The sequence below is a fragment of the Tessaracoccus coleopterorum genome, assembly GCF_011174705.1.
Classification (GTDB): Bacteria; Actinomycetota; Actinomycetes; order Propionibacteriales; family Propionibacteriaceae; genus Arachnia; species Arachnia coleopterorum.
Genome location: NZ_JAANIJ010000001.1, coordinates 858,149 through 881,839 on the forward strand (window position 1 = coordinate 858,149; position 23,691 = coordinate 881,839).

22 protein-coding genes and 6 pseudogenes are annotated in these 23,691 nt (G+C 68.5%); 14 read left to right on the top strand and 14 right to left on the bottom strand.

Annotation, left to right across the window (positions count from 1 at the left end):
- Positions 1–109: 109 nt before the first annotated feature.
- Positions 110–436 carry a GTP 3',8-cyclase MoaA family protein gene (locus G7085_RS32075; RefSeq protein WP_331715930.1) on the bottom strand — a complete coding sequence of 109 codons (327 nt, stop codon included), beginning with the start codon at positions 434–436 and terminating at the stop codon, positions 110–112.
- A gap of 196 nt (positions 437–632) precedes the next feature.
- A pseudogene (locus G7085_RS32080) lies at positions 633–1,127 on the bottom strand (radical SAM protein); the annotation flags it as partial.
- Between the two features lie 71 nt (positions 1,128–1,198).
- Here G7085_RS32080 and G7085_RS34210 point away from each other — a divergent pair.
- Positions 1,199–1,354 (top strand): annotated as a pseudogene (locus tag G7085_RS34210) (helix-turn-helix domain-containing protein); the annotation flags it as partial.
- A 215-nt stretch (positions 1,355–1,569) separates the two neighbouring features.
- Positions 1,570–1,839 carry a helix-turn-helix domain-containing protein gene (locus G7085_RS24360; RefSeq protein WP_231979252.1) on the top strand — a complete coding sequence of 90 codons (270 nt, stop codon included), beginning with the start codon at positions 1,570–1,572 and terminating at the stop codon, positions 1,837–1,839.
- A gap of 18 nt (positions 1,840–1,857) precedes the next feature.
- On the opposite strand, the pseudogene rfbA reads toward G7085_RS24360, so the two are convergent.
- A pseudogene (gene rfbA / locus G7085_RS05440) lies at positions 1,858–2,753 on the bottom strand (glucose-1-phosphate thymidylyltransferase RfbA).
- 35 nt (positions 2,754–2,788) lie between these two features.
- Between rfbA and rfbB the strand changes: the two are divergent.
- The 12 genes and pseudogenes from rfbB (at position 2,789) to G7085_RS05485 (ending at position 11,609) form a co-directional block, all read left to right on the top strand.
- Positions 2,789–3,787 carry a dTDP-glucose 4,6-dehydratase gene (gene rfbB, locus G7085_RS05445; protein WP_197510197.1) on the top strand — a complete coding sequence of 333 codons (999 nt, stop codon included), beginning with the start codon at positions 2,789–2,791 and terminating at the stop codon, positions 3,785–3,787.
- Positions 3,787–4,002: pseudogene (locus tag G7085_RS32085) on the top strand (dTDP-4-dehydrorhamnose 3,5-epimerase family protein); the annotation flags it as partial. The gene rfbB and the pseudogene G7085_RS32085, both read left to right, overlap by 1 nt.
- Positions 4,003–4,126: 124 nt before the next feature.
- Positions 4,127–4,567, top strand: a complete 441-nt coding sequence (locus G7085_RS32090; protein WP_331715488.1) for a hypothetical protein — start codon at positions 4,127–4,129, stop codon at positions 4,565–4,567.
- A complete protein-coding gene (locus G7085_RS32095) occupies positions 4,564–4,776 on the top strand; it encodes a sugar nucleotide-binding protein (RefSeq protein ID WP_331715931.1) in 213 nt (70 codons plus the stop codon). The genes G7085_RS32090 and G7085_RS32095 overlap by 4 nt, the downstream gene beginning before the upstream one ends.
- Entirely contained in the window at positions 4,695–5,234 is a 540-nt protein-coding gene (locus G7085_RS32100; RefSeq protein WP_331715489.1) for an SDR family oxidoreductase, read from the top strand. The genes G7085_RS32095 and G7085_RS32100 overlap by 82 nt, the downstream gene beginning before the upstream one ends.
- Positions 5,231–6,151, top strand: coding sequence for a metallophosphoesterase (locus G7085_RS05455; protein ID WP_197510198.1), 921 nt, complete (start codon positions 5,231–5,233; stop codon positions 6,149–6,151). The genes G7085_RS32100 and G7085_RS05455 overlap by 4 nt, the downstream gene beginning before the upstream one ends.
- Positions 6,152–6,320: 169 nt before the next feature.
- On the top strand, positions 6,321–6,677 hold the full coding sequence (locus tag G7085_RS05460) for a metallophosphoesterase family protein (protein WP_197510199.1): 357 nt from the start codon (positions 6,321–6,323) through the stop codon (positions 6,675–6,677).
- 106 nt (positions 6,678–6,783) lie between these two features.
- The gene (locus G7085_RS05465; protein ID WP_197510200.1) at positions 6,784–7,431 is read left to right on the top strand and encodes a YveK family protein; all 648 of its coding nucleotides are present in this window, start codon (positions 6,784–6,786) and stop codon (positions 7,429–7,431) included.
- Positions 7,432–7,768: 337 nt separating this feature from the next.
- Positions 7,769–8,806 (top strand): metallophosphoesterase, encoded by a 1,038-nt coding sequence (locus G7085_RS29550; protein WP_456300390.1) that lies wholly within the window; start codon positions 7,769–7,771, stop codon positions 8,804–8,806.
- Positions 8,772–9,128, top strand: coding sequence for a metallophosphoesterase family protein (locus tag G7085_RS05475; RefSeq protein ID WP_197510199.1), 357 nt, complete (start codon positions 8,772–8,774; stop codon positions 9,126–9,128). The genes G7085_RS29550 and G7085_RS05475 overlap by 35 nt, the downstream gene beginning before the upstream one ends.
- Before the next feature lie 404 nt (positions 9,129–9,532).
- Positions 9,533–10,021, top strand: a pseudogene (locus G7085_RS05480) (hypothetical protein); the annotation flags it as partial.
- Positions 10,022–10,103: 82 nt separating this feature from the next.
- Positions 10,104–11,609, top strand: coding sequence for a right-handed parallel beta-helix repeat-containing protein (locus G7085_RS05485; protein ID WP_197510203.1), 1,506 nt, complete (start codon positions 10,104–10,106; stop codon positions 11,607–11,609).
- Here G7085_RS05485 and G7085_RS05490 read toward each other — a convergent pair.
- The 11 genes and pseudogenes from G7085_RS05490 to G7085_RS05535 all read right to left on the bottom strand — a co-directional run bounded on the left by G7085_RS05490 (position 11,522) and on the right by G7085_RS05535 (position 23,686).
- Positions 11,522–12,130 carry a hypothetical protein gene (locus G7085_RS05490; protein WP_197510204.1) on the bottom strand — a complete coding sequence of 203 codons (609 nt, stop codon included), beginning with the start codon at positions 12,128–12,130 and terminating at the stop codon, positions 11,522–11,524. The genes G7085_RS05485 and G7085_RS05490 overlap by 88 nt on opposite strands.
- The gene (locus G7085_RS05495; protein WP_331715490.1) at positions 12,061–13,410 is read right to left on the bottom strand and encodes a Wzz/FepE/Etk N-terminal domain-containing protein; all 1,350 of its coding nucleotides are present in this window, start codon (positions 13,408–13,410) and stop codon (positions 12,061–12,063) included. Before G7085_RS05495 ends, G7085_RS05490 begins: the two co-directional genes overlap by 70 nt.
- Positions 13,411–13,523: 113 nt before the next feature.
- Positions 13,524–14,804: a PKD domain-containing protein gene (locus G7085_RS34215; protein WP_408647177.1), complete on the bottom strand. Its 1,281-nt coding sequence runs from the start codon at positions 14,802–14,804 to the stop codon at positions 13,524–13,526.
- A pseudogene (locus G7085_RS05505) lies at positions 14,699–16,780 on the bottom strand (LamG-like jellyroll fold domain-containing protein); the annotation flags it as partial. The pseudogene G7085_RS05505 and the gene G7085_RS34215, both read right to left, overlap by 106 nt.
- 1,021 nt (positions 16,781–17,801) lie before the next feature.
- Positions 17,802–18,440, bottom strand: coding sequence for a hypothetical protein (locus G7085_RS05510; protein WP_231979254.1), 639 nt, complete (start codon positions 18,438–18,440; stop codon positions 17,802–17,804).
- 206 nt (positions 18,441–18,646) lie between these two features.
- Positions 18,647–18,856 (bottom strand): hypothetical protein, encoded by a 210-nt coding sequence (locus tag G7085_RS05515; protein ID WP_197510208.1) that lies wholly within the window; start codon positions 18,854–18,856, stop codon positions 18,647–18,649.
- Positions 18,775–19,296 (bottom strand): hypothetical protein, encoded by a 522-nt coding sequence (locus G7085_RS05520; RefSeq protein ID WP_197510209.1) that lies wholly within the window; start codon positions 19,294–19,296, stop codon positions 18,775–18,777. Before G7085_RS05520 ends, G7085_RS05515 begins: the two co-directional genes overlap by 82 nt.
- Positions 19,293–21,338 carry a PKD domain-containing protein gene (locus G7085_RS05525; RefSeq protein WP_408647178.1) on the bottom strand — a complete coding sequence of 682 codons (2,046 nt, stop codon included), beginning with the start codon at positions 21,336–21,338 and terminating at the stop codon, positions 19,293–19,295. The genes G7085_RS05520 and G7085_RS05525 overlap by 4 nt, the downstream gene beginning before the upstream one ends.
- Entirely contained in the window at positions 21,236–22,819 is a 1,584-nt protein-coding gene (locus tag G7085_RS34220) for a fibronectin type III domain-containing protein (RefSeq protein WP_408647058.1), read from the bottom strand. Before G7085_RS34220 ends, G7085_RS05525 begins: the two co-directional genes overlap by 103 nt.
- The gene (locus G7085_RS05530) at positions 22,732–23,076 is read right to left on the bottom strand and encodes a hypothetical protein (protein ID WP_197510211.1); all 345 of its coding nucleotides are present in this window, start codon (positions 23,074–23,076) and stop codon (positions 22,732–22,734) included. Before G7085_RS05530 ends, G7085_RS34220 begins: the two co-directional genes overlap by 88 nt.
- Entirely contained in the window at positions 23,069–23,686 is a 618-nt protein-coding gene (locus G7085_RS05535; protein ID WP_197510212.1) for a hypothetical protein, read from the bottom strand. Before G7085_RS05535 ends, G7085_RS05530 begins: the two co-directional genes overlap by 8 nt.
- Positions 23,687–23,691 lie beyond the last annotated feature (5 nt).

The window sequence follows — 23,691 nt, forward strand, 5'->3', positions numbered from 1 at the left end:
CGCCCCGTCGGGGCACCGCCCGCAAGTTCCCGCTCGTCGGTGCCCGCGGCCTCGGCCGCCCCGCGAAGAATCTGATCCTCATTCCGCTCCCTGGTCGTTCCTGTGCGCCTCAGCCGCCGATGGCGCTCATTGTGCGCTCCGGCTGGACGAAGCCCGCCTCGTTGATGCCGTGCGCCTTCGCCTTGCCGCGGTGCGCGCCCGTCCACGCGTCGACGAGGTCGTCGTCGGTTCCGCCACCCCGCAGGATCGCGCGCAGGTCGGTCTCCCGCTGGGAGAACAGGCAGGTGCGCACCTGGCCGTCCGACGTGATCCGGGTCCGGTCGCACGCCCCGCAGAACGGGTTTGTCACCGACGCGATGACGCCGACCATCCCTCCGGGCTGCGCGCCGTCGGGAGACACGCGCCACAGCTCGGCGGGGCGGCCCCCGCGGCTCATCGAGCGCGGCGAGGTCGAATCTCTCCCCGAGCGCCGCGAGGATCTCGGCCGCGGTGACCATCCGGCTCCGGTCCCACTCACCACGCGGGCCGAGTGGCATCTGCTCGATGAAGCGCAGTTCGTAGCCCCGGGCCAGGCAGAACTGAGCGAGCGGGACGATGTCCTGCTCGTTCTCGCCGCGCATGATCACCGAGTTGATCTTCAGTGGTCGCAGGCCGACCCGGTCGACGGCCTCGATGCTCTTCAGCACGTCGCCCAGCCGGTCGCGACGGGCGAGCCGTGCGTAGCGCACCGGGTCGAGCGAGTCGAGGGAGATGTTGACGCGGTCGAGACCGGCCGCCGCGAGGGCGTCAATGCGTTTGTCCAGGCCGAGCGCGTTGGTGGTGAGCGCGAGTTCGGGTCTGCCCGCCGGTCCGCGCAAGGCGGCGGCGCCGGCCACGATCGACTCGAGCCGGGGGCGGAGCAGCGGCTCTCCCCCGGTGAACCTGATCCGGGTCACGCCGAGCCGCTCGACGGCTACCCGCACCACGCGCCCCACCTCGTCGTCGCTGAGGACCTCATCGGTCGGGAGCCACGAAAGGCCCTCCGCGGGCATGCAGTAGCTGCAGCGCAGGTTGCACCGATCGGTCAACGAAACGCGCAGATCGGTGGCGACCCGCCCGAATGTATCAACCAGTTGGGTAAACTGCATGGCGTCAACCCTACCCCGAGTGACCTGCCCCGGGGTAAGCCCTCCGATCGGCCGGTGCCACAATGAACGCTATGAGTACCCCACACGGCTTGGGGCCCACGCGCGCCCGTGTGCTCGCGTATCTCCAGGCAGCAACCGAGCCCCGGTCGGTCATCGACGTCGCCAACGAGCTGGACCTGCACAAGAACTCGGCGAGGTTCCACCTCGACGCGCTGGTCGAGGCGGGCTTCGCGGAGCGTGCCATCAATGCGACCGGCTCGCAGGGGCGTCCGCCGCTCGTATTCACGGCGACCAGTTCTGCACCGACCATCGGGAACCTCCACCTGACCGAGCTGGTGCAGGTGCTGATCTCCTCCTTCATCCAGCCGACCGCCGACTCGATCTCCATCGCCCGGCAGGCGGGCCACAACTGGGGGCGTCCGTCGCCTCGCAGGAGGACCCGGTGGATCAGGACCTCGGCACGCTCGCGATGCATCTCGGTGAACGCGGCTTCGGGACGAGCCACGAGGATTCCAGCATCACCTTTACGCGCTGCCCGTTCCGCGGTGCCGTCACCGACGAGCAGTTGCCGCTGGTGTGCGCGATCCACAAGGGCTTCCTCGACGGCTACCTGGACGCCACCGGATCCGAGTTGACGACGGAGTCCCTGGAGGTCGGCCCGCGACGCTGCCTCGCCACCTTCACCATGCCGGCCGTCGGGGGACGCGTCTGACGCCGACCATGCTCCACATCAGGTGAGCAGCGAGGACAGATAGGTGCCGTAACCGGACTTGGCGAGTGCACCGGCGCGTTCAGCGAGGGCCTCGTCGGACAGGAATCCCATCCGCCACGCTGCTTCCTCGGGTGAACCGACCTGCAGGCCCTGCCGGGCCTGGATGGTGCGCACGAAGTTGCTCGCGTCGTTGAGCGAATCGAAGGTTCCGGTGTCCAGCCACGCGGTGCCGCGCGGAAGCACCGAGACGCGGAGGGCGCCTGCCTCGAGGTAGACGCGGTTGACATCGGTTATCTCGTACTCGCCGCGGGCCGAGGGCTGGAGATTCGCGGCGATATCGCCGACCTGATCGTCGTAGAAATAGAGACCGGGAACGGCAAGGTGCGACTTCGGCTGTGCTGGTTTCTCTTCAATGGAAACCGCAAATCCGCGATCATCGAGTTCGACGACACCGTAGGCGGTCGGGTCCGCGACCTGGTATCCGAAGATCACCGCGCCCTCGACGTCCGCGTGATTCTGGAGTTGGGTGCCGAGGCCCTGTCCGTAGAAGATGTTGTCGCCCAGCACGAGGCCGCACGGCCCTCCGGCTACGAACTCCGCGCCGATCGTGAACGCCTGGGCCAGCCCCTTCGGCTCCGGCTGGACGGCATAGGAGATCGAGATCCCGAACTGGGAACCATCCCGAGAAGGCGCTGGAATGCCTCCTGCTCATGCGGGGTATTGATCACGAGAACCTCGGAAATGCCCGCAAAGATCAGCGTCGACAGAGGGTAGTAGATCATCGGCTTGTCGTATACCGGCACCAACTGCTTGCTGCTGCCGAGCGTGATCGGATGGAGTCGGGTGCCGGACCCGCCGGCGAGAATGATTCCGCGCATGCGTGAGTCTCTCACAATTGAAAGGACGTCGGGCATGCCGGGTCCGGTTGCCTACGTCTAGACTCCTCACCATGTCGTCGCTACTCGTCACCGGAGGCGCCGGTTTCATCGGCAGCAACTTCGTCCGTCATGTGCTCCGCGAGACCGATCACTCGGTCACCGTTCTGGACGCCCTCACCTACGCGGGCCAGGTGTCCTCCCTCGAGGGGCTCCCGGAGGGCCGGTTCCGGTTCGTGCACGGGTCGATCTGCGATGCCGGGGCCGTGGACGCCCTGGTGGCCGCGCACGACGTGGTCGTCCACTTTGCGGCGGAGTCCCACAACGACAACTCGTTGAACGACCCGTCACCTTTCATCCGGACCAACCTGGTCGGCACCTTCGAACTGCTGGAGGCGGTCCGCAGGCACGGGAAGCGCTACCACCACGTTTCGACCGACGAGGTGTACGGGGACCTCGAGTTGGACGATCCCGCCCGGTTCACCGAGACGACCCCGTACAACCCGTCGAGCCCCTACTCCGCGTCGAAGGCGGGCTCGGATCTGCTCGTGCGGGCCTGGGTGCGCAGCTTCGGCGTCCGTGCCACGATCAGCAACTGCTCGAACAACTACGGCCCCTACCAGCATGTGGAGAAGTTCATCCCACGCCAGGTGACCAACCTCATCGACGGTATCCGTCCGCGGCTCTACGGGGCGGGCCTGAACGTGCGCGACTGGATCCACGTCGAGGATCACAACGCGGCGGTGCTCGAGATCATCGACCGCGGCCGGATCGGCGAGACCTACCTGATCGGCGCCGACGGCGAGATGGACAACAAGTCGGTGATCGAGTTGATTCTCACGATCATGGGGCAGCCCGCCGACGCGTACGACCACGTGACCGACCGCCCCGGTCACGATCTGCGTTACGCCATCGACGCCTCCCGCCTCCGTGAGGAACTGGGGTGGCGCCCGCGCTACGGCAACTTCGCGGAGGGTCTGGCCGCCACCGTGGACTGGTACCGGGACAACGAGTCCTGGTGGCGTCCCATGAAGGCGGCGACGGAAGCGAAGTACGCCAGGACCGGCCACTGATGGGACACGACCTCGCGGTCCACGCGACCCCGATCCCCGGCCTGCTTGTGCTCGATCTTCCGATCCACGGCGATGCGCGGGGATGGTTCAAGGAGAACTGGCAGCGGGAGAAGATGACCGGGCTCGGCCTGCCCGACTTCGGGCCGGTGCAGCACAACGTCGCCTTCAACGCCTCCGCGGGAAGCACGCGCGGCATGCACGCGGAGCCGTGGGACAAGTTGGTCTCGCTGGCCGACGGACGCATCTTCGGCGCCTGGGTCGATCTGCGCCCGGGCCCGGGTTCGGGGTGCCGTTCTTTCTGGAGTTCGGCCCGGAGAAGGCCGTCTACGTCCCCGCGGAGTGGCGAACGGGTATCAGGCCCTGCGCGACGGGACGCTCTACTCCTATCTCGTCAACCGGCACTGGAGCGCCGCGGCCCGAGACAGCTACACCTATGTCAACGTCGCCGACGAGTCGATCGCGCTGCCCTGGCCCATCCCGCTGGGCCGGGCCGAGATCTCGGAGGCCGACCGCCTCCACCCCAGGCTGGCCGACGTCACCCCGATGGCGCCCCGCGCGACCGTGGTGGTCGGCGCAACCGGTCAGCTCGGCAGGGCGTTGATGACCGCGCTGCCCGATGCGACGGGACTGGCCCGTCCCGGCTTCGATCTCAGCGACGACCGCTCCATCGACGCCGTCGACTGGTCACAGGTCGGCCTCATCATCAACGCCGCCGCCCACACCGACGTCGACGGGCCGAGACACCCGAGGGGCGACGCGACTGCTGGGCGGTCAACGTGACCGGCCTCGCCCGCCTCGTCGAACGCGCCCGGGAACACGGCATCGCCATGGTGCAGGTGTCATCCGACTATGTCTTCGACGGCACGCGGGAGGTCCACCACGAGGATGAACCCTCACCCCGCTGGGCGTGTACGGACAGACGAAGGCCGCCGGCGAGGCGCTGGTGGCGACCCTGCCGCGACACTGGATCGTGCGCACCAGCTGGGTGATCGGCGAGGGCGGCAACTTCGTGGCCACGATGCAACGCCTCGCCCGGGGAGGGGTGAGCCCCAACGTGGTGGGCGACCAGATCGGCAGACTCACCTTCGCGCGTGATCTCGCGGCCGGGATCATCCATCTCGTATCCAACGCCGCCCCGGGAACCTACAATCTGACCAACGACGGGCTCCCGCAGAGCTGGGCCGACATCGCACGACGGGTCTTCGAACTGTGCGGCCGCCCGCCAGAAGATGTACACGAGGTGACCACCTCGGACTACAACCCGGGAAGGCTCACCGCCCACGGCCACAGCACAGCCTGCTGGACCTCACCCGGATCAAGGCGACCGGGTTCCTCCCGCCGGATGCGGAGACCCGCCTCGTCGAACACATGTTTGAGATCGACCCGACCTGAGCCCTCCGGCGCCGGGTGGATCCGGCGATGCGAGCCAGGGAGGTGGACATCTTGAGGACAATCCGCACGATGGCACCCGCCCTCCTGCTCGTCGTGGTGACCGCAGCGCCCGTGGCACCTCCCTCCGCCTCCGCCGCGGGTCCGGACTGCTCCGACTTCACCGTCTCCCTGGCGGCGCTGCGGGATCCGGACACGGGGGCGACGCTGCTGACGCAGTTCGGTCGCGAGATCCGCAGCGCGGTCGAGCGCGGGTTCGACGTGGTCGACCCGACGCGCATGACCGTGTCGTCAGAGGCGGGGCCCGGGAGGCTGGGCGTCTGGCGCCTCTACAGCCCCGGGTCGGGCGACTTCACATGGGCGGCGGAGGGCGCGGACCTGCAGGCGGCGGAGGCCATGGGCTACCGGGCACAGTTCCTGCAGTTCTACGCTTCGGCCGGCCCCCTGCCCTGTACCGAGCCCGTGGCGCGCCTCGGGCTCGGCCCGAGGACCGAACTGGCCGTCGGTGACGCCGAGCGCGACGCACTGCTGGGCGCCGGATGGGACGTGCAGGCCTCCGCCGCCTTTCATATCGGTACCGGAGCGGGTCGACCCGCCACCGGCCCGCCGCCGCCCACCTCGGCAGCCAACGAATCCTTCACCGTCGCAGTGATCCCGGACACCCAGCAGGAAACCTGGAACGACTCCGACACCCGATTCGCAGAACGCTCCGCCTGGCTCGTCAACAACGCAGCCAAGCTGAACCTCAAGTACGTCACCCACGTCGGCGACGTCGTCGACTGGGGCAACGTCGCACCCGAGCAGTACACCCGCGCCCAGAAGGGCCTCGCGCCCCTCAAGGGCAAGGTCCCCTACTCCCTCACCCTCGGCAACCACGACACCGGCGCCGTCTGCCAGGGCGGCTCCGCCTGCCCCGGAATCAGCACCAACGTCGCCGTCCGCGACACCACCGCCTTCAACAAGGCCTTCCCCTGACCACCTTCACCAGCACCAAGGGCGCCTACGAAGCAGGCAAGGTCGACAACACCTACAGCACCTTCACCGCCGGCGGCCAGAAGTGGATGGTCCTCAACCTCGAACTCTGGCCCGCCAGGGCGCCATCGACTGGGCCAAAAAGGTCGTCGCAGCCAACCCCGACCACAACGTGATCGTCTCCACCCACTCCTACCTCAACGGTGACGGCTCCATCAGCACCAGCAACGGCGGCTACGGCGCCACCTCACCCAAGCACCTCTTCGACACCCTCATCAAGGTCTACCCCAACATCAAGATGGTCGTCTCCGGCCACGTCGGCAGCGCAGCAACCCGCACCGACACCGGCAACAACGGGAACAAGATCATCAGCATGGTGCAGACCTACCACAGCCGCACCACCAACCCCGTGCGCCTCGTGACCATCAACGTCGCCAACGGAACCGTCAAGAACTGGGTCTACGCACCCCGCACCAACGAAACCCTCGTCGCCGAAACCACCACCACCGGCTTCGACTTCACCCGCTGACCCTCAGGCAACCGGTTCCGCCAACCTCACCCGACGTACTCCACTGTTGGATATATCCTTGTCAGCGACGCCGCCCATCCGGGCCCGGCCGAGAGAACGGGGTGCCATGGCGGAGTTCCGGGCAGGACAACTCGTGGGGCTCCTCCTGCGGTACTGGTGGATGCTGGTGCTCGGAGTGGGCCTCGGACTCGGGCTTGCCGCGATCGCGCTCAACTACACCGCGCCCACCTACACGGCCACGGCCACCCAACTGGTCAAAGGGATTCCCGGCCGGACCAGCGGAGCCAACTACATCGCCGCGCAGTATGCGGTGGCAAGGGCGAAGTCCTACCCCGCCCTCATCTACAGCACGCCGGTCCTCGAGGGGGTACGGGGAGACCTCGGTGAGGAGTTCACCGACACCCGGCTGCGCGCGCAACTGCACGCCGGCAACCCGACCGACACCCCGCTCATCAACATCACGGCTGAGGGCGGCACCCCGGAGGAGGCCAAGCAGTTGGCCGATTCCGCCGCGCTCCACCTGGCCGCCTTCATCAGCACCATCGAGACAATCGGAGGCGAGTCCCCCGTGGTCGTCTCCACCGCAGTGGACGCCGAACTCCCGAGTTCGCCATCCTCACCGAAGCCGACCCTCTTCTACGGGATGGGTGCGGCGGTGGGCCTCGCGATCGGTCTTCTGGCGGCCCTCGCCTGGCACACCGTGGGCTCACGGGTGGCCGCACGACGCGCCCGTTCTCAGGCTTCTCCCAGCTAGGCTCCCTCGCTCAGTGGCGATGCTCACATCATCCTGAACGCTTCCTGAAATTGCTTCAGGTTCCTCTCATGTTTTAAGGTATGTGTGTCATCCACAACAGGCCCACCGGTTCGCCGGGGCCGAGGGCCCCGGGGGGCGGCCCGGAACCATCAGGAGAGCTTTCAGCAGTGCGTACCTTCATGCGGGCGAGCCTCGGCGTAGCCGTGACCATCCCCCTCCTGTTGACCATGGCGCCGGTGGCAAACGCCGCCGACCCGGTCGACACAATGACCAACCCGATCTTCCAGGTGGTCAACCCCAAGACCGACATCAGCATCGTGACCCCTGGGCCAGCGAAGTGTCGTCGTCATCCAAGTACGGTTACACCTCCGACATGGGCATCCTGTTCAAGGCGTCGACGTCACCGAAGACCGGCCTCACCGCGGTCCACCGCCTCTACAAGTCGTCCTCGGCCGACTTCAACGACGTGCTCGTGGGCACCACGGCCTACAAGTCGGCCGTCGCCAACGGCTACACCGACCAGGGCGTCCGGTTCTACGCCCTGGCGAGCGCCCAGAGCGGCCGCACCCAGCCGGTCTACACCTACACCAAGTCGGGCAAGCACCGCCTCGCCACCGCAGCCACCTCCGGGTCGCTGACCGGCTGGACCCGCGAAGCCGTCGCCTTCCACGTCCCGATCAGCGGCGCCACGACGCCCACCCCGAAGCCGACGCCCACGCCCACGCCCAAGCCGACGCCCACGCCCACGCCCACGCCCAAGCCGACGCCCACGCCCACGCCCACGCCCAAGCCGACGCCGACGCCGCCGCCCACCTCGGCAGCCAACGAATCCTTCACCGTCGCAGTGATCCCGGACACCCAGCAGGAAACCTGGAACGACTCCGACACCCGATTCGCAGAACGCTCCGCCTGGCTCGTCAACAACGCAGCCAAGCTGAACCTCAAGTACGTCACCCACGTCGGCGACGTCGTCGACTGGGGCAACGTCGCACCCGAGCAGTACACCCGCGCCCAGAAGGGCCTCGCGCCCCTCAAGGGCAAGGTCCCCTACTCCCTCACCCTCGGCAACCACGACACCGGCGCCGTCTGCCAGGGCGGCTCCGCCTGCCCGGAATCAGCACCAACGTCGCCGTCCGCGACACCACCGCCTTCAACAAGGCCTTCCCCTGACCACCTTCACCAGCACCAAGGGCGCCTACGAAGCAGGCAAGGTCGACAACACCTACAGCACCTTCACCGCCGGCGGCCAGAAGTGGATGGTCCTCAACCTCGAACTCTGGCCCCGCCAGGGCGCCATCGACTGGGCCAAAAAGGTCGTCGCAGCCAACCCCGACCACAACGTGATCGTCTCCACCCACTCCTACCTCAACGGTGACGGCTCCATCAGCACCAGCAACGGCGGCTACGGCGCCACCTCACCCAAGCACCTCTTCGACACCCTCATCAAGGTCTACCCCAACATCAAGATGGTCGTCTCCGGCCACGTCGGCAGCGCAGCAACCCGCACCGACACCGGCAACAACGGGAACAAGATCATCAGCATGGTGCAGACCTACCACAGCCGCACCACCAACCCCGTGCGCCTCGTGACCATCAACGTCGCCAACGGAACCGTCAAGAACTGGGTCTACGCACCCCGCACCAACGAAACCCTCGTCGCCGAAACCACCACCACCGGCTTCGACTTCACCCGCTGACCCTCAAAGCGCCAGCTGCCGCGCCCGGTCCATTCGGACCGGGCGCGGTTTTTCCGTTCCACGGAGCGCTCGTTGCGCCTGCGCAATCACATCCTGAACGCTTCCTGAAATTGCTTCAGGTTCCTCTCATGTTTTAAGGTATGTGTGTCATCCACAACAGGCCCACCGGTTCGCCCGGGGCCGAGGGCCCCCGGGGGGCGGCCCGGAACCATCAGGAGAGCTTTCAGCAGTGCGTACCTTCATGCGGGCGAGCCTCGGCGTAGCCGTGACCATCCCCTCCTGTTGACCATGGCGCCGGTGGCAAACGCCGCCGACCCGGTCGACACAATGACCAACCCGATCTTCCAGGTGGTCAACCCCAAGACCGACATCAGCATCGTGACCCCTGGGCCGATGAGGCCTCCTCGGCCTCGCAGTACGGCTACACGACCAATCTCGGCACCGTTTTCAAGGCGTCGACGTCACCGAAGACCGGCCTCACCGCGGTGCACCGCCTCTACAAGTCGTCCTCGGCCGACTTCAACGACGTGCTCGTGGGCACCACGGCCTACAAGTCGGCCGTCGCCAACGGCTACACCGACCAGGGCGTCCGGTTCTACGCCCTGGCGAGCGCCCAGAGCGGCCGCACCCAGCCGGTCTACACCTACACCAAGTCGGGCAAGCACCGCCTCGCCACCGCAGCCACCTCCGGGTCGCTGACCGGCTGGACCCGCGAAGCCGTCGCCTTCCACGTCCCGATCAGCGGTGCCACGACGCCCACCCCGGACCCGACCCCCAAGCCGGATCCCACACCCACCCCGATCCGAAGCCCGACAAGCCCGGTTCACTTCCCGTCGGCTCCGCCTCCTACGCGGCCCCGCCGGCGCGATCTACGTCTCCCCCACCGGAAATGACAGCGCCGCCGGCACCCTGGGCGCTCCCGTCAGGACGATCCAGCGCGGCGTCAACCTGGCCCCCACCGGCGGCACCGTTGTGGTGCGAGGCGGCACCTACCGGGAGACGGTCACCATCAGCAAGACCGTGACGGTGCAGAACTACCCGAAGGAGGCCGTCTGGCTCGACGGGGCCTCGCCCGTCACAGGATGGGTCGCCGACGGCACCGCCTGGCGTAAGGACGGCTGGACGACGCGTTTCGACAGCTCACCCACCTACACGCAGGGTGCGCCCGATCTGACCGATCCGGGATGGCAGTTCGTGAACAAGTCCACCTACCCGATGGCGGCCCACCCCGATCAGGTCTTCATGGAGGGTGCACCTCTCCAGCAGGTGAAGAGCCGTTCACTCGTCAAGGCAGGCACCTTCTACCTCGATGAGGCCACCTCCAAGCTCTACATCGGCAACAACCCCAACGGGCAGACCGTCGAGGCGAGTACCATCATCAAGGCCATGAATGTGCGCGCCGCCAACACCGTGGTCCGGGGTATCGGCATCAAGCGCTTCTCCCCGTCGGTCTTCCACATGGCCTCGGTGACCATCGAGCAGCCGGGTGTGAAGTTCGAGAACGTGACCGTCCAGGATGCAGCCACCACCGGCATCAGCGTGCTGCGGGAGAACGTGACCCTCAATCAGGTGACCGTCACCGGCGCAGGAATGCTCGGCATCCACGGACGCTTCGCGGACAACATCACCTTCTCGAAGGTGCTCACCACGAGGAACAACGACGAGTTCTTCAACATCGCCCCGAACGCGGGAGGCGTCAAGCTCGGCCACACCCGCGGCGTCAAGGCCACCGGTTCCAGCTTCTCCGGCAACCACGCCTACGGCTTCTGGGAGGACCTGTCGGTCTACGACTCGGTGTTCAGCCAGAACGAGTTCAACGACAACTCCGCCACCGGCCTGTACCTCGAGATCTCGGCCAAGGCCATCGTCGGTGACAACACCTTCAAGGGCAACTCGCAGTTCGGCCTGCAGGTCAACAACACGACCGATGTGAAGGTGTGGAACAACACCTTCTCCGGCAACGGTCGGCCCATCAATCTGGTGCAGGACACGCGGCGCAACACCAACAAGAACGACCAGGCCGTCGATCCCCGCAGGCCCTTCCCGGACCCCACGATGCCCTGGACGCTCGGCCCGGTGACGGTCCGCAACAACGTGATCGCCAACTCCACCAGCGCCGCGAACTGCCTGCTGTGCGTCGAGGACTACAGCTTCAAGAACAGCGCCGAGCAGATGAAGATCTCCGCGAACTCGAACGTCTACTCCCGCACGTCAGCCTCGCAGCCTCAGTGGATCGCGATCTGGTCGCGGGCCGACGTCAACGTGAACCCGTACGTGTTCTCGTCGTTGGCCTCGCTGCAGGCCACCACGGGTCAGGAGAAGAAGGGCAGGGAGTTCGTCGGCACCTCGATCGTCGACTCCAACCTCAACCTCGTCTCCAGCGTCAAGGCCGATCAGGCCACCATTGCTGAGGCGCTGCCGGCCGACGTCGCCTCCGCCATCGGCCGACCCGCCGGCTCCAAGGTGCTCGGCCGCTGGTGACCCCCACCGCGCCGCGCCCCGAAGACCGTCAGGGACACCACCAGGAACACCATGAACTGGACCGTCCCATCGAACAGTCCGCTCTCGAGGAACCCGCCGACGGCGAGGTAGAGGGCAAGGCCTAGCCAGACGGGCCCCATGGAGCGCGGCGCGAACAGGGCCCTGACCAGCACCATCAGCGTCAGCAGGGCGACGATCGCGACACCGAGGTAGCCACCCTGCACCAGTGCGGACACCCAGGAGCTGTCAAGCATCTGGGTGTCCCACCACTGGCCGGGGACGCTGATCTCCTTCTGTGCAAGCCCCTGCCCGAACCAGGTGCCCCAACCGTCACGATCCAGGTTGGCGGCCGCCTCCCAGGCGATCGAACGGTTGCTGAACCCCGAGACAGACTCCGTGCCTCCGCGGGTGAACACCGACGACAACAGGTCGGTGCCGAGCGCGACCAGCGTCAGCAGCGGCAGGGCGAGTGCTGCCAGAGCGATGGTGCGGACCCTGAGCGCAGTGACGCGCAGCAGCATCGCGGCCACCGCTCCCCGAGGGCGGCCAGCGCGGTGCGTGACCCGGTCTGCAGGATGATGACCAGGCAGATCCCGATCACGGCAAGCTCCCACAGGTTCTCCTGTGCCATGAACACCTTGGCCACCAGCCACATCGTGACGATCACAGCAAGCAGCGCCAACAGGTTCGGGTTGAGCATCGGGATGGCGCCGCCGAGCCTGCCGCCGGGGTTCGCCATGAAACCGGTGGTGGCCCCCATGAACATCAGCGCACCCAGGACGTGCACCAGCCTGCGCATCAGCTCGGCTGCCGGCACCACGCCGGCCATCAGACACAGTGTCGCCGCCAGGATCGCCACCCGGACGGCGACGATCATCGAGGGCATAGTCGTCTGGTTGGCGATCCCTCCCACGAGCGTGACCCCGAGGTAGAGGGCCAGCAGAAGGACGGGAACGGCGGGCACATCCAGCAGGGTGGAGGAACGCGAGACGGCCCAGAGTCCGATCCCGAGCGCGACGAGGCTGAGGCTGGCCTTGGCCAGGACGACGGGGTCGGCGCCACCCTCATAGAAGGTTCCGGTGCGCCAGGGGATGGAGGCTGCGATCAGAATCACCCACACGAGGTAGGGCAGCCTCTGCAGTTGCCGGTCGCTCAGGCTCCGCCCATGCTTCGGCGTGTCCTCCCCCGCGTCAACCGGTGCCCCGTCCGGCCGTGGCACTCCCCTGCGGGCGGCGATCAGCACACCGACGACGCCCACCACCAGGCCGATGAGGAGCCCGGTCATGAGATACGCGCCGCGCTTGGGCAGGGCCGGAGCGACGGGCGCACGCGCCGAGACCACCACCTGTGTGTCGACGCTCGGTGACAGAAGCCCATTGGCCGAGTAGGTGACCACCGCGGCAGCGGCCATGTTCGCCACGTCGGCCGCCTCGGTCGGCCCACCGGCCGAGCCGCTGATCCGGACCAGTTGGGTGTCCAGCGGCACGGTCGCCTCGATCCGTCCCTCCAACCAACTCGGTGACCGTGGCTCATCGAGGAGGTCGGCCGTGGTCTGGAGGACGTCCGCGCGTTCGACGAGGAGCGCGACTGTCTCGGCCTCCCGGGTCAGGTACCGCGCGTTGGCCAACTCGGCGACCCCGGGCTGACGGCCGATCCAGCGCAGGGCGACGGTCGCGGTCGCGGTATACGTCTTCGGGGTCGCGACCACCACGACACCCGCCACGAGAACCCCGAGCAGCACGGCGCCGACCAGCACGGGCCAGTGGCGACGCACTGCCCGCAACAGGTCCTGAAGGGTCACTTCGCCCCCTCCCCGAGCCGGAATCGCGCGTTGACAGCGCGTGCCGCAATCCTAACGCGCGCGTGAACCGGGCCGGTCACCCTACGGTGACCGGCCCGGCCTTCTCTGGGGGCTTAGGCGGGTTCCACCGTGAAGGACCCGATCTGAGCCTTGATCGGCCCGTTGGTCGCCGAGCCGGACAGGTAGCTGTAGACACCGACCGAGCCGGCCTGCTGCAGCCCCGCGCCGGAGTCACTGAAGGACAGCATCCAGGCGGCAGGCTCCGCCGTGCCCGCCCGCCAGACCTTGACCCGCAGCGTCGTGGCGTTCGCCCCGACCGCCTGCAGCCTGACGTTCAGCACCTGGTTGGCCGCCAGCGCGCCGCCCGTGAGGGTCGTCTGGCCGAGGATGGCCTCGGTTCCCGCGACCTTCCTGCGCAGGTCGACGGTCACGACCGTCGCCGTCATGCGGATGGTGGTCCGGTAGTCGGACGTCCCGTTCCTGCGGACGATGAACGAGGTGTAGGCGCCTCCACCGGAGCCGGGCTTGTCGTAGCTGAGCGTCGTGGTGAGGTCCACGTCCCTGGCGGACACGCCGTTCAGGTAGGCCGACGGCCCGCTTCCGGCTGCCATGTTGATGGTGGCCTTGCCGGGCGCGACGGCGAAGTTGGACGCGCTCCCGCTCCTCGTCCATGCCCCTCCGACGTCCGCGGTGCCCCAGTCGTTGGCGACGGTGCGCGCGAAGGCGTCCGAGGCGATGACGGTGGGCGCGGCCACTGTGACCGACTCGGTGGCCGTGTCGGTTGCGCCGCGGTCGTCGGTCACGGTCAGGACGATCTGGAAGGTCCCGGCCGACGTGTAGGTGTGGCTGGTCTGGGCCCCGGATCCGGATGCGCCGTCCCCGAAGTCCCAGGCGTAGGAGACGATGCTGCCGTCCTGATCCTCGGAGTCACCGCCGTCGACGGCGACGACGCGGTCTGTGAGCGTCGCCGTGAACGCGGCCGTCGGGCCGATGTTGGCGGCCTGGACGGTGACCGACTCGGTCTTCTGCCTGCTCAGGCCCTCGTTGTCGGTGACGGTGAGGATGACGCTGTAGGTGCCTCCGGTCGCGTACGTATGTGACGCGGTCGGCCCCGAACCGGTGGTTCCGTCACCGAAGTTCCAGGCGTAGCTGGCGATCGTGCCGTCGGGGTCGGAGGAACCGCCCGCGTCGACATCGATGGCGAGCAGGTTCTTCGTGACGGTGAAGTCGGCGACGGGGGCTGGTTCGGCTGCGGCATCCCCGCCGTGTAGTGGGCCGCCACCCGCTGCGGGGTCAGGGCGGTGAGGTAGAAGGCCACCTCGTCGATGTCGCCGTCGAACCAGGGGTCGGAACCCCAGGTGTTGTCGCCGCCCACGTGCAGGTATCCGGTGTATCCCTCGGCCGCGGTCGCGGAGTGTGTTCCCGCGAGTTCACCGTCGAGGTAGAGCCGGAGCCCAGCCGAGGACTGGGTCGCCACCACGTGGTGCCACTGGCCGTCGTTGTAGGCGGCGTCGGTGGTGATGGTGTTGGAGACTCCGGTGTAGGTGCCGAACACCACCTTGCCGTCGGGCTGCAGATAGATGTGCCGGTCGTAGCAGTTCGACGGACTCTGGTAGGTGCAGCCGAAGCCCATCACCTTGCCGCCGGTCGTCGATGTCGTCCTGAACCAGGCCTCGTTGGTGTAGACCTGCGGGCTCACAAACGAGTCGGACGAGGTCACGTACTGGCCGTCGCCTCCGAACTGGGCCGCGGTGTCCGGGTTCTGGATCGCGCCGGGCCGACCGAGCGTCGGGGAGCCGACGATCTCGCCGTTGCTGTGGCCACCGCCCGAATCGTTGGCGACCGTCCCGCCGCTCTCCCCGAGTCGCCAGTAGATCCGCGGGCCGTCGGCGATGACCGCGGCGCCGTAGGAGTCGGTCGGGAGACCGGCCGCGCTGACCGACACGGTGTGCGTCGCGGTGCCCGTGCCACCCCGGTTGTCCGTGACCGTCAGCTTCACGGTGAACGTGCCGTTGGCGGTGTAGACGTGGACGGGGTTCTGCCCTGCCGAGGACTGACCGTCGCCGAAGTCCCATGCGTACGACTCGATGGTGCCGTCGATGTCGGTGCCGGTGCCGGAGAAGGTGACCCGCCGGTCCTGCTTCGCCGACACGAACTCCGCGGTCGGGAGCTGGTTCACCGAGCCGCCTGCGGCCCCGAAGTGTGCAGACACCCGAGCCGCGGACAACGCGCTGCTGTAGACGGCGACATCGTCGATGACACCGTTGAAGTAGTCGCTGGAGCCGCCCCAACGGCTGTCGCCGCCGACGCGCCAGTAACCGTCATAGGACTGGGCCTCGGTCTGCGGGTTCGAGCCCTGCAGATCGCCGTCGACATAGAGCCGCATGCCCGCACCCGACTGGGTGGCCACCACGTGGTGCCACTCGCCGTCGTTGTACGGCGTCGACGTCTCGATGGTGTTGCTCTGGCCGGTCCAGACACCGAACACGACGCGCCCGTCGTCGAGCATGTAGACGTGCCGGTCGTAGTTGGAGGACTGGCCCTGCTGCGCGTTCCCGAAGCCGACGATCTTGCCGCCGGATGTCGTGGTCGTCTTGAACCACGCCTCGGTCGAGAACTCGGTGGGGTTCGAGAACTGCGCGTTTGAGAAGATCACGTCATCCACGCCGTCGAACTGGGCTGCCCGCGTGCCCGCCCGCATGCCCGTGGCGCCGAGGGTCACGCCGCTGCGGTACGTGCCGGGGTTCAGCGACCTGCCCGAGTCGTTCGCGGTGGTGCCGCCCGTCTCCTCGAGGCGCCAGAACAGGTCCGGGTCGTCGGTGTAGACCGCGGCGCCGTAGGCGTCGGTCGGGGCTGCGGGATCGCCGCTGTGCGACCGCTCGCCGCGTACTGGGCGATGATCGTGTCCTGGGTGAGGGCCGTCGGGTAGACGGCGACCTCGTCGATGCCCCGGCGAAGTTGTCCCGAGCCGGGCGCGAGGCCCAGCCGCCGAGGGTGTCACCCTGCAGGCGCCAGTAGCCCAGGTAGGTCTCGCCCTGGGTCGTGTCTGCCCGCCGGGCGACGCGCACGCCGTCCACGTAGAGCTCCATGCCCGGGAACCCATGGTCGCGGTGACCATGTGCCAGTCGTTGTCGTTGAAGGACGCGCCGCTCGCGACCGTGCGGTTGGAGCCGTCACGGGCCCGCACGCCGAACACGACGCGGCCGTCGTTTGTCATGTACAGGTGCCTGTCGTGGTGGCCGGAGTTGCCCGTCTGCAGGTCGCCGAATCCGACGATGCGGCCACCCTGGGTCGAGTTCGTCCTGATCCACGCCTGCACCGAGAACGTGTCGGGCGCGTACTGCGTGCCCTTGGCGTAGGCGCGGCCCATGCCTCTGCGGGCTGTGCGCTGCCGAAGGTCATGCCCGCGTCGCCGCTGATGGCCCCGGCCTGCCCGCTTGTGACATCGGTGTCGGCGACGGCATCGTTGAAGCCTGCCCCGTCCCGGATGGTCATCGGGTTGCCGCTGCGGGTGTCGTTGAGCGGCCAGTAGAGGCTCGCCCCGGCCGCCGAGACCGACTGCGCGTACGCGTTCGGGGAGGCGGCGTTGGAGTGCGTGTAGCTCACCGTGGACGACGACACTGTGTTGCCGCCGGGGTCGGAGACGGTGACCCGGTACTGATAGGTGCTTCCCGCCGAGAGACCGCTGTCGACGAAGCCGAGCGCGGGAAGCGTCCACCAGTTGGAGGCCGCCGTCTGCGTGTCGATGAGGGTTCCACCCCGGTAGAGGCGGTAGGTGAGGTTCAGGTCGTCACGGTCGTAGCCGGCCTGCCAGGTGACCCGCGCCGTGCCTGCACCGCGCGCAATCGCCTCGGGTCGGAACACCCCACCGTCGAAGGCGGGCCCCTGCCTGCCGGGTGCCACCGGCCTCTTGCCGAAGCGCACCAGCCCCTGCTGGGCGGTGCCGTTCACGCGTGGGAACTCGCCCGCGAAGACGAGGAAGTTGTCGTTGCCGGTCAGGCTCCAGCCCGCCTGGTACTGGCCCGTGTAGCTGCCCATCGCGAGCGTTGGCAGCCAGTTGATCATCGCGGGGCCCTGGGCCCGACCGTGCCAGTTGGGGTAGCCGTGGACCTCGTTGAGGATCTCATCGGTGACCGTGTCGCTCCACGCCTGCGCGTGTTGGAATCTCCAGCTGGAGTACTGCGGATGCCCGCCGCCCATGTTGCCGCAGTAGTGGGCGTGGGTGGCGACGTAGACGGTGCCCTGCAGCTCGATGGCGTCGTAGGCGTCGCCGTGGCAGTCGGTCACCCAGTCCACCGCACCGCTCGACATCGGCACCTTGAAGGTTCCCTCGAGGTTTCCGCCCGGCCCGAAGTGCCACGTCGTGCCGTACAGGTAGTTGCCCTGTGCCCTCAGGTTGCCGACGGCCGCGTCGTCGCCACCGTTGCGGACGATGGGCGCCCAGCTGGGGTCGAGGGCACCGCTCGAGGCGTTGATCTTGGCGAGCCCGTAGGCGGGCTGCCCGTTGATCGTGGTGAACTGGCCGGCCGCGAACACGTTGGCACCGTCCGGGCTGATCGCGAGGGCCCAGATGGCCCTCTCAGCGGTCGGGTTCCACGGGAGAAGCGCCCCGTCGGATGCCCGGAATGCCGCAAGGTTGGTGCGCGAGGTGTTGCCTGCCCCGCGAACCCACCACCGACGTAGACGGTGTCGTTGGTAGCGGTGACCGCGCGGGCCCGGGAGTTGACCCCGACGGGGTTGAAGGAGGCGATCAGCTGCCCGGTACTCGTGCTGTAGGCCGCCACCCTGCGTCGGGCCTGACCGTCGGCCGTCGTGAAGTCGCCGACGACGTAGACCCTCGACTTGTCCGGGGTGACCGCGACGTCGAGGACCTGGCCGTTGAGGTTGGGCGCGAAGCCGGTATCGAGGTTGCCGGTGGTGATGTCGAACGCGAGGAAGTTGTTGCGGACCGTCTCGTTCGTGCCCGCCGCCGCCCCGGCCGGCCTGGCACGGGTGAAGGAGCCGCCGGCGTAGACCTTGTTACCTGCCATGTCTGTCGACCACACGACGCCGTTGATCTGCGCGGTGGGCAGCGCATCGGCGGTGAAGCTGGTCGCGGGCTGCGGCTGGAGTGCCGCCGGGGCCGCCTGCGCGGGGTGGCGGTGGCCAACCCGGTGGTCAGGAGGGCAAGGGCGGAGACGAGCGCGGCGCCGCGTCTGGCCCGGTTACTGGTTCGCATGATGCCGGTTTCCTTTTCTCAGGCCTGTGAGAGCGCCAGGTTGTCGAACGAGAACACGATCGGAGCGTTGGTGCTCGATCCGGAGAGGTACGTTCCGAGGCCGATGCCGCCCGCGCTCTGGAGCGCAGCCGTGGTGTCGGTCGCGGTCAGGGTCCAGTCGGTCGGCTCGGTGGCTCCGCTCCAGACCTTGAGGCGCAGCGCCGTGGTGCCGGTGCCGGTGACCTGCAACCGGACCCGCAGCGTCTCCCCGCGGTGTAGCTGAAGCCGGGCATCACGATGCTGGAGATGTTGGTCTCGGTGGTGCCCATGGTCCTCAGCAGGATGAGCTGGACCGCATCGGTGTTGAGCACCCGGAGCTTCGCGCTGTAGAACCCCGCGCCGGGGACGTTACGTCCGATGGCGCTGACGTAGTTGCCGCTTCCGGTGGCGCCCTTGTCCATGGAGACGTCGAAGGTGAGGTCGGCGTCGCTGACGCTGACGCCGTCGAGCCGCGCCGTGACGCCGCTGCCCGGGTTGACCAGGGTCATCCTGCCCTTGCCGTCCGCGACGGAGAACCGGACCGCGCCGTTGACGATGGTCCAGGCACCTCCGACGTCGGCGGTCCCCCACGCACCGGTCTGGGTGCGGCCGAAGGCATCGGCCGCGATCGCCGCCGGGGCGACCGTCACCTGCACCGCCTTGGTGAGGGTGTCGGTGCCCCGCGGTTGTCGGTGACCGTGAGGCTCACCTGATAGGTGCCGGCCTGCGCGTAGGTGTGGCCCGGGTTCGGCCCGGTGCCGGTGGAGCCGTCGCCGAACGCCCACGCGTAGGAGACGATGCTGCCGTCCGGATCCTCCGAGCCCGACGCGTCGAAGGTCGCCTCGAGTTGGTCCGTCGTGGCCAGGAAGGCCGCGGTCGGCGCGCTGTTGGGCGCGTCGACGGTGACCACCGACTTGCCGGTGGTGTGCGTCGCGCCCTGATCGTCGGTGACTGTGAGGCTCACCGTGAAGGTGCCCGCCTCGCCGTAGTCATGCGTCGTGGTGACGCCCGACCCGGTGGTTCCGTCGCCGAAGTTCCACGCATACCCGGTGATCTGCCCGTCCCCGTCGGAGGAGTCCCCCGCGTCGAGGGCCACGGTGTGCCCGCTGACCACGGCGTCGAAGGCCGCAACCGGGGCGGCGTTGGCGGCCACCGTGACCGGCACCGTCGAGGTGTCGCTCAGACCCTGCGGGTCGGTGACGGTCAGCGACACCTGGTAGGTGCCCGGGGCTGCGAAGGTATGGGTGGCGGTGGCTCCGGTGGCGGTGGTGCCGTCGCCGAAGTTCCAGGAGTAGCCGGCGAGCGGGCCGTCGGGGTCCGCGGACCCCGACCCGTCGACCGCGACGCCGAGGAACGACTTCGTCGTGGTGAACGCCGCCGTCGGGGGCCGGTTGGGCGCGGTGCCTCCTGCCGCGACGAAGTGGGCGAGCACGGCGTCGGCGCTCAACGCCGACGGGTAGACCGCCGCCTCCGCCAACTGGCCCGCGAAGTAGTTGCTGGTCGCTCCCGCCCAGACCCGGTCGCCGCCGATGCGCCAGTACCCGAGGTAGGCCTGGGCGCCTGTGCTGGAGTTGTCGGCCACGGCGACACCGTCGACGTAGAGCCGCATCCCCGAAGCGCCCTGGGTGGCGACGACGTGATGCCACTGGTTGTCGTTGTAGCTCTGTGCCGACGTCAGGGTCTGCTCGACCCCGGCGTAGGTGCCGAAGGACAGCCGGCCGTTGTTCAGCATCCAGACGTGCCGGTCGGTGGAGGTGCTGAGCCCGCTGGTCGTGTTGCCGAACCCGATCAGCTTGCCGCCGCGGGTGGTGGTGGTCTTGAACCAGATCTCCGCCGAGAACGGGCCGGGGTTCATCCACCCCTGCTGCGCGACCACCATGCCGCTGCTGCCGTTGAAGGTGGCCGCATAGCTGCCGGGGACCGGACCGGCCTGCCTGCGCGTGACGGTGCCCGAGACCGTGCCCGTGTTACCGGAGCCTGACGAGTCGAGGACGCTGCCCGACGTCTCGCCGAGGCGCCAGAGCAGGTCGGGCGCATCCGCGAGCACGGCGGTGCCGTAGCCGTCGCTCGCCCGGGTGCCCCAACCACCCACCCGCCCACTCGCCTGGAAGCGGCCCTGGATCTCTGCCAGTGTCAGCGCACGCGGGTAGACGGCGACCTCGTCGATGGTGCCCGCGAGGCCCGTGTCGCTCGGTCGGTTCGCGAAGCCGGTGGTGATGTCGGAGCCGATCCGCCAGAACCCGGTGAAGCCGGAGGCCCGGACGCTCTGGTCGCGGGCCACGCGGACGCCGTCGACGAAGATCTGCAGGCCGTCGGCGCCGGCGACACCCACGACGTGGTGCCACTGGTTGTCGCGGATCGCGTTGCGCGCCGTGACGGTGCGGCGGGCCGGGTCGGTGACGGTGAAGTTCGGCCTGCCCGAGTTGTCCAGATAGAGCACCGAGTCGGTCGTGGTGGAGTTGCCGGCAGGCTGGCTGCCCATGCCGATGATCCGACCTCCCCGGGTGCTCGAGGTGCGCACCCACGCCTCCACGGTGACGGCCTGGTCGACCGTGTCCTCGGTGGAGGTCAGGACCTGCCCGGTCCGCGTCAGCGTGGCCGCGGAATCGGACTCGCCGTTGACGGCGCCCGAGACACCGAGCGTCGTGCCGGAGAAGGTGCCGTGGGCGTCGCCGACGGAGTCGACGAGCAGGGTCGAGCCGGATGCCTCGCCGAGGCGCCAGTGGTGGCTCGCGCCGAGTGCAGCGACGCCGTCGGCGAAGGTGGAGGACCGCCCGCCGTGACGGTGACGTATCCGGACCATGCGGACCACTGCGCGTTCCCGTCGGCGTCGCGCCCACGGATCTGGTAGCGGACCTGCGTCCCGGCCGTCAGCCCGGAGTCGACGAAGGTCAGCGTCGGGGTGCTCCAGAAGGTCGCCCCCTGACGGGAGATGGTCGCGACCCGGGTGGCGCTGTTGGTGCGGTAGACGTCGTAGGTGAGGTTGGCGTCGTCCCTGTCGTACATCGCGTTGAAGACGACCCGGACCTTGCCGTCACCGATCGGCATCGGCGTGGGCGTTGCGCTGCCCGCGATCACCGGCTTGGCGGTGGGGCCGACGCCGCGCTTCGGGAACCGGGCGAGGGCCTGCTGGTCCTTGCCGTTGACCCGCGGGAACTCGCCCGCGAGGACCAGGTAGTCACCGTTGCCGCCGATGGTCCAGGCCGCCTGGCCGGCGGAGGTGTAGCTGCCGAATGCCAGCGTCGGGTACCACTGCTGGATGCCGGTGTAGGGCATGCCGATGAAGTTCCAGCCGTACGCATCGGTGGTGCTGTAGGTGCCCGTGACCGGGCTGATCCGCTCCGCCAGGGCGTTCTGCCACCGGCTCCGCGGGTTCGTGTCCGGGAAGCCGTCGACCTGGCTGCAGTTGTGTTCGTGGCCGACGGAGTACAGCACGCCGCCCATCGGGAAGGTCTCGTACGTGTCCCCGAGGCAGTCGTTCATCCAGGTGACGTCCCCGGTGGTGGGGTCGGCGGAGAACGTTCCCTCGAAGGTTGCACCGGAGCCGAATGCGTAGCCGGAGCCGTAGATGGCCGTGCCGTCGGTGGAGAGGCCGTTGATCGCGCCGTTGGCACCTGCGGCGCGGAGCCGCTGGTTCGCCGCCCACGGCAGGGTCGCGCCGGTCTGCGCATCCAGGGAGCCCATTCCGTAGGCGCTGACCCCGTTGAGCGTGGAGAAGGAGCCGCCAGCGATGACCCGTGACTTGTCGGGCGCGGCGACCATCGTCCACACGTAGCCGCTGTCGCCGCCGTCCGGGGCCCAGGTGAGGAGGTTTCCCGTCTCGGCCGCGTAGGCGGCGAGCAGCTGACGGGGCAGGCCGTTCGACGAGCGGAAGTTGCCGCCCGCGTACACCTTCTGGTCGATCAACGCGAACGCCCTGACCTGCCCGTCGGTGCGGGCATTGAACGCCGTCAGGGGCGCTCCCGCCTGCGTGAGGTCGAACGCGGCGATGTGTCCACGCGCGACGTTGTCGACCGTCGTGAAGTCGCCACCCACGTAGAGCCGCGTGCCCGCCTCGTTGGCGCGGATGATCAGGCCCTGGCCGTTCAGCGAGTGGTTGAACGTGACCGGGTTTCCGGTGCGTACGTCGAAGGCGAAGATGTTCTTCGCGTCGACCGACTGTGGGCTGCCCACCGCCGTTCCCGGGGGCGCGCCTTGGAGAACTCACCGGTGACGTAGGCGGTGTTGCCCACCACGACGGTGCTCCACACCACGCCGTCCAGCTGCCAGGTCGGCAGCGCCTCGGCGCTCACCGTGGGCGCATCGTCGGGCAGCGTCGCGGCCTCGGCGGCCTGCGGCACAACAAGTGCGCCGAGACCTGAGACCGCTACGAGCAGAGAGGCCAGGAGACTGGTCAGGTGTCGCCGCGCGGGCGAAGAGTTCTTACGCATGGCCGATCCTCAGTTCGGTCGCCCGACGCGCGGGCGATTCCTTGGTCAACGGAGCGAGCACCGCTGCCCGCACCAGAACGCCACCCACCACGAGACCTGCAGCGAGCACGAACGGCGTCCACGCGGCCGGTTGCCCGGTCGCGAGGACGGTGATGAGAAGGGTGATCGCGAAGGTCGCGTCGATGACGCGGCAGGCGAACACCCGGCGAGGGGCGCCCTTCACCGCGGCGAGGCTGGCGAAGGGTTGGAAGGAGGCGGAGGCGATCACGTAGGCGACCCAGCCCGCGACGGTGAGCGGTTCGACGGAGAAGTCGGGCCCGCTGACGAACCGGCCCAGCGGCTCGGCGAGGACGACGATGACGGACCCGACGAGCAGGGCGGCGCCCATCATCAGGCAGGAGGCGTGCCATGCGCGGCGACGCAGCTGAACGACCCCGCTGTCCTTGTCCCGGACGTAGGTCGAAAGGAGATACGAACCGAGGCCCTGGACGGTGAGGAGGACGGGCGCCACGAGGATCCGCGCACCCTCGACGAGACCGAGGGCAACCCCACCCGCGAACATCGTCACGAGCACCCGCGACGCCGTCATCATGAGCTGTGGGACGGCCACCTGGG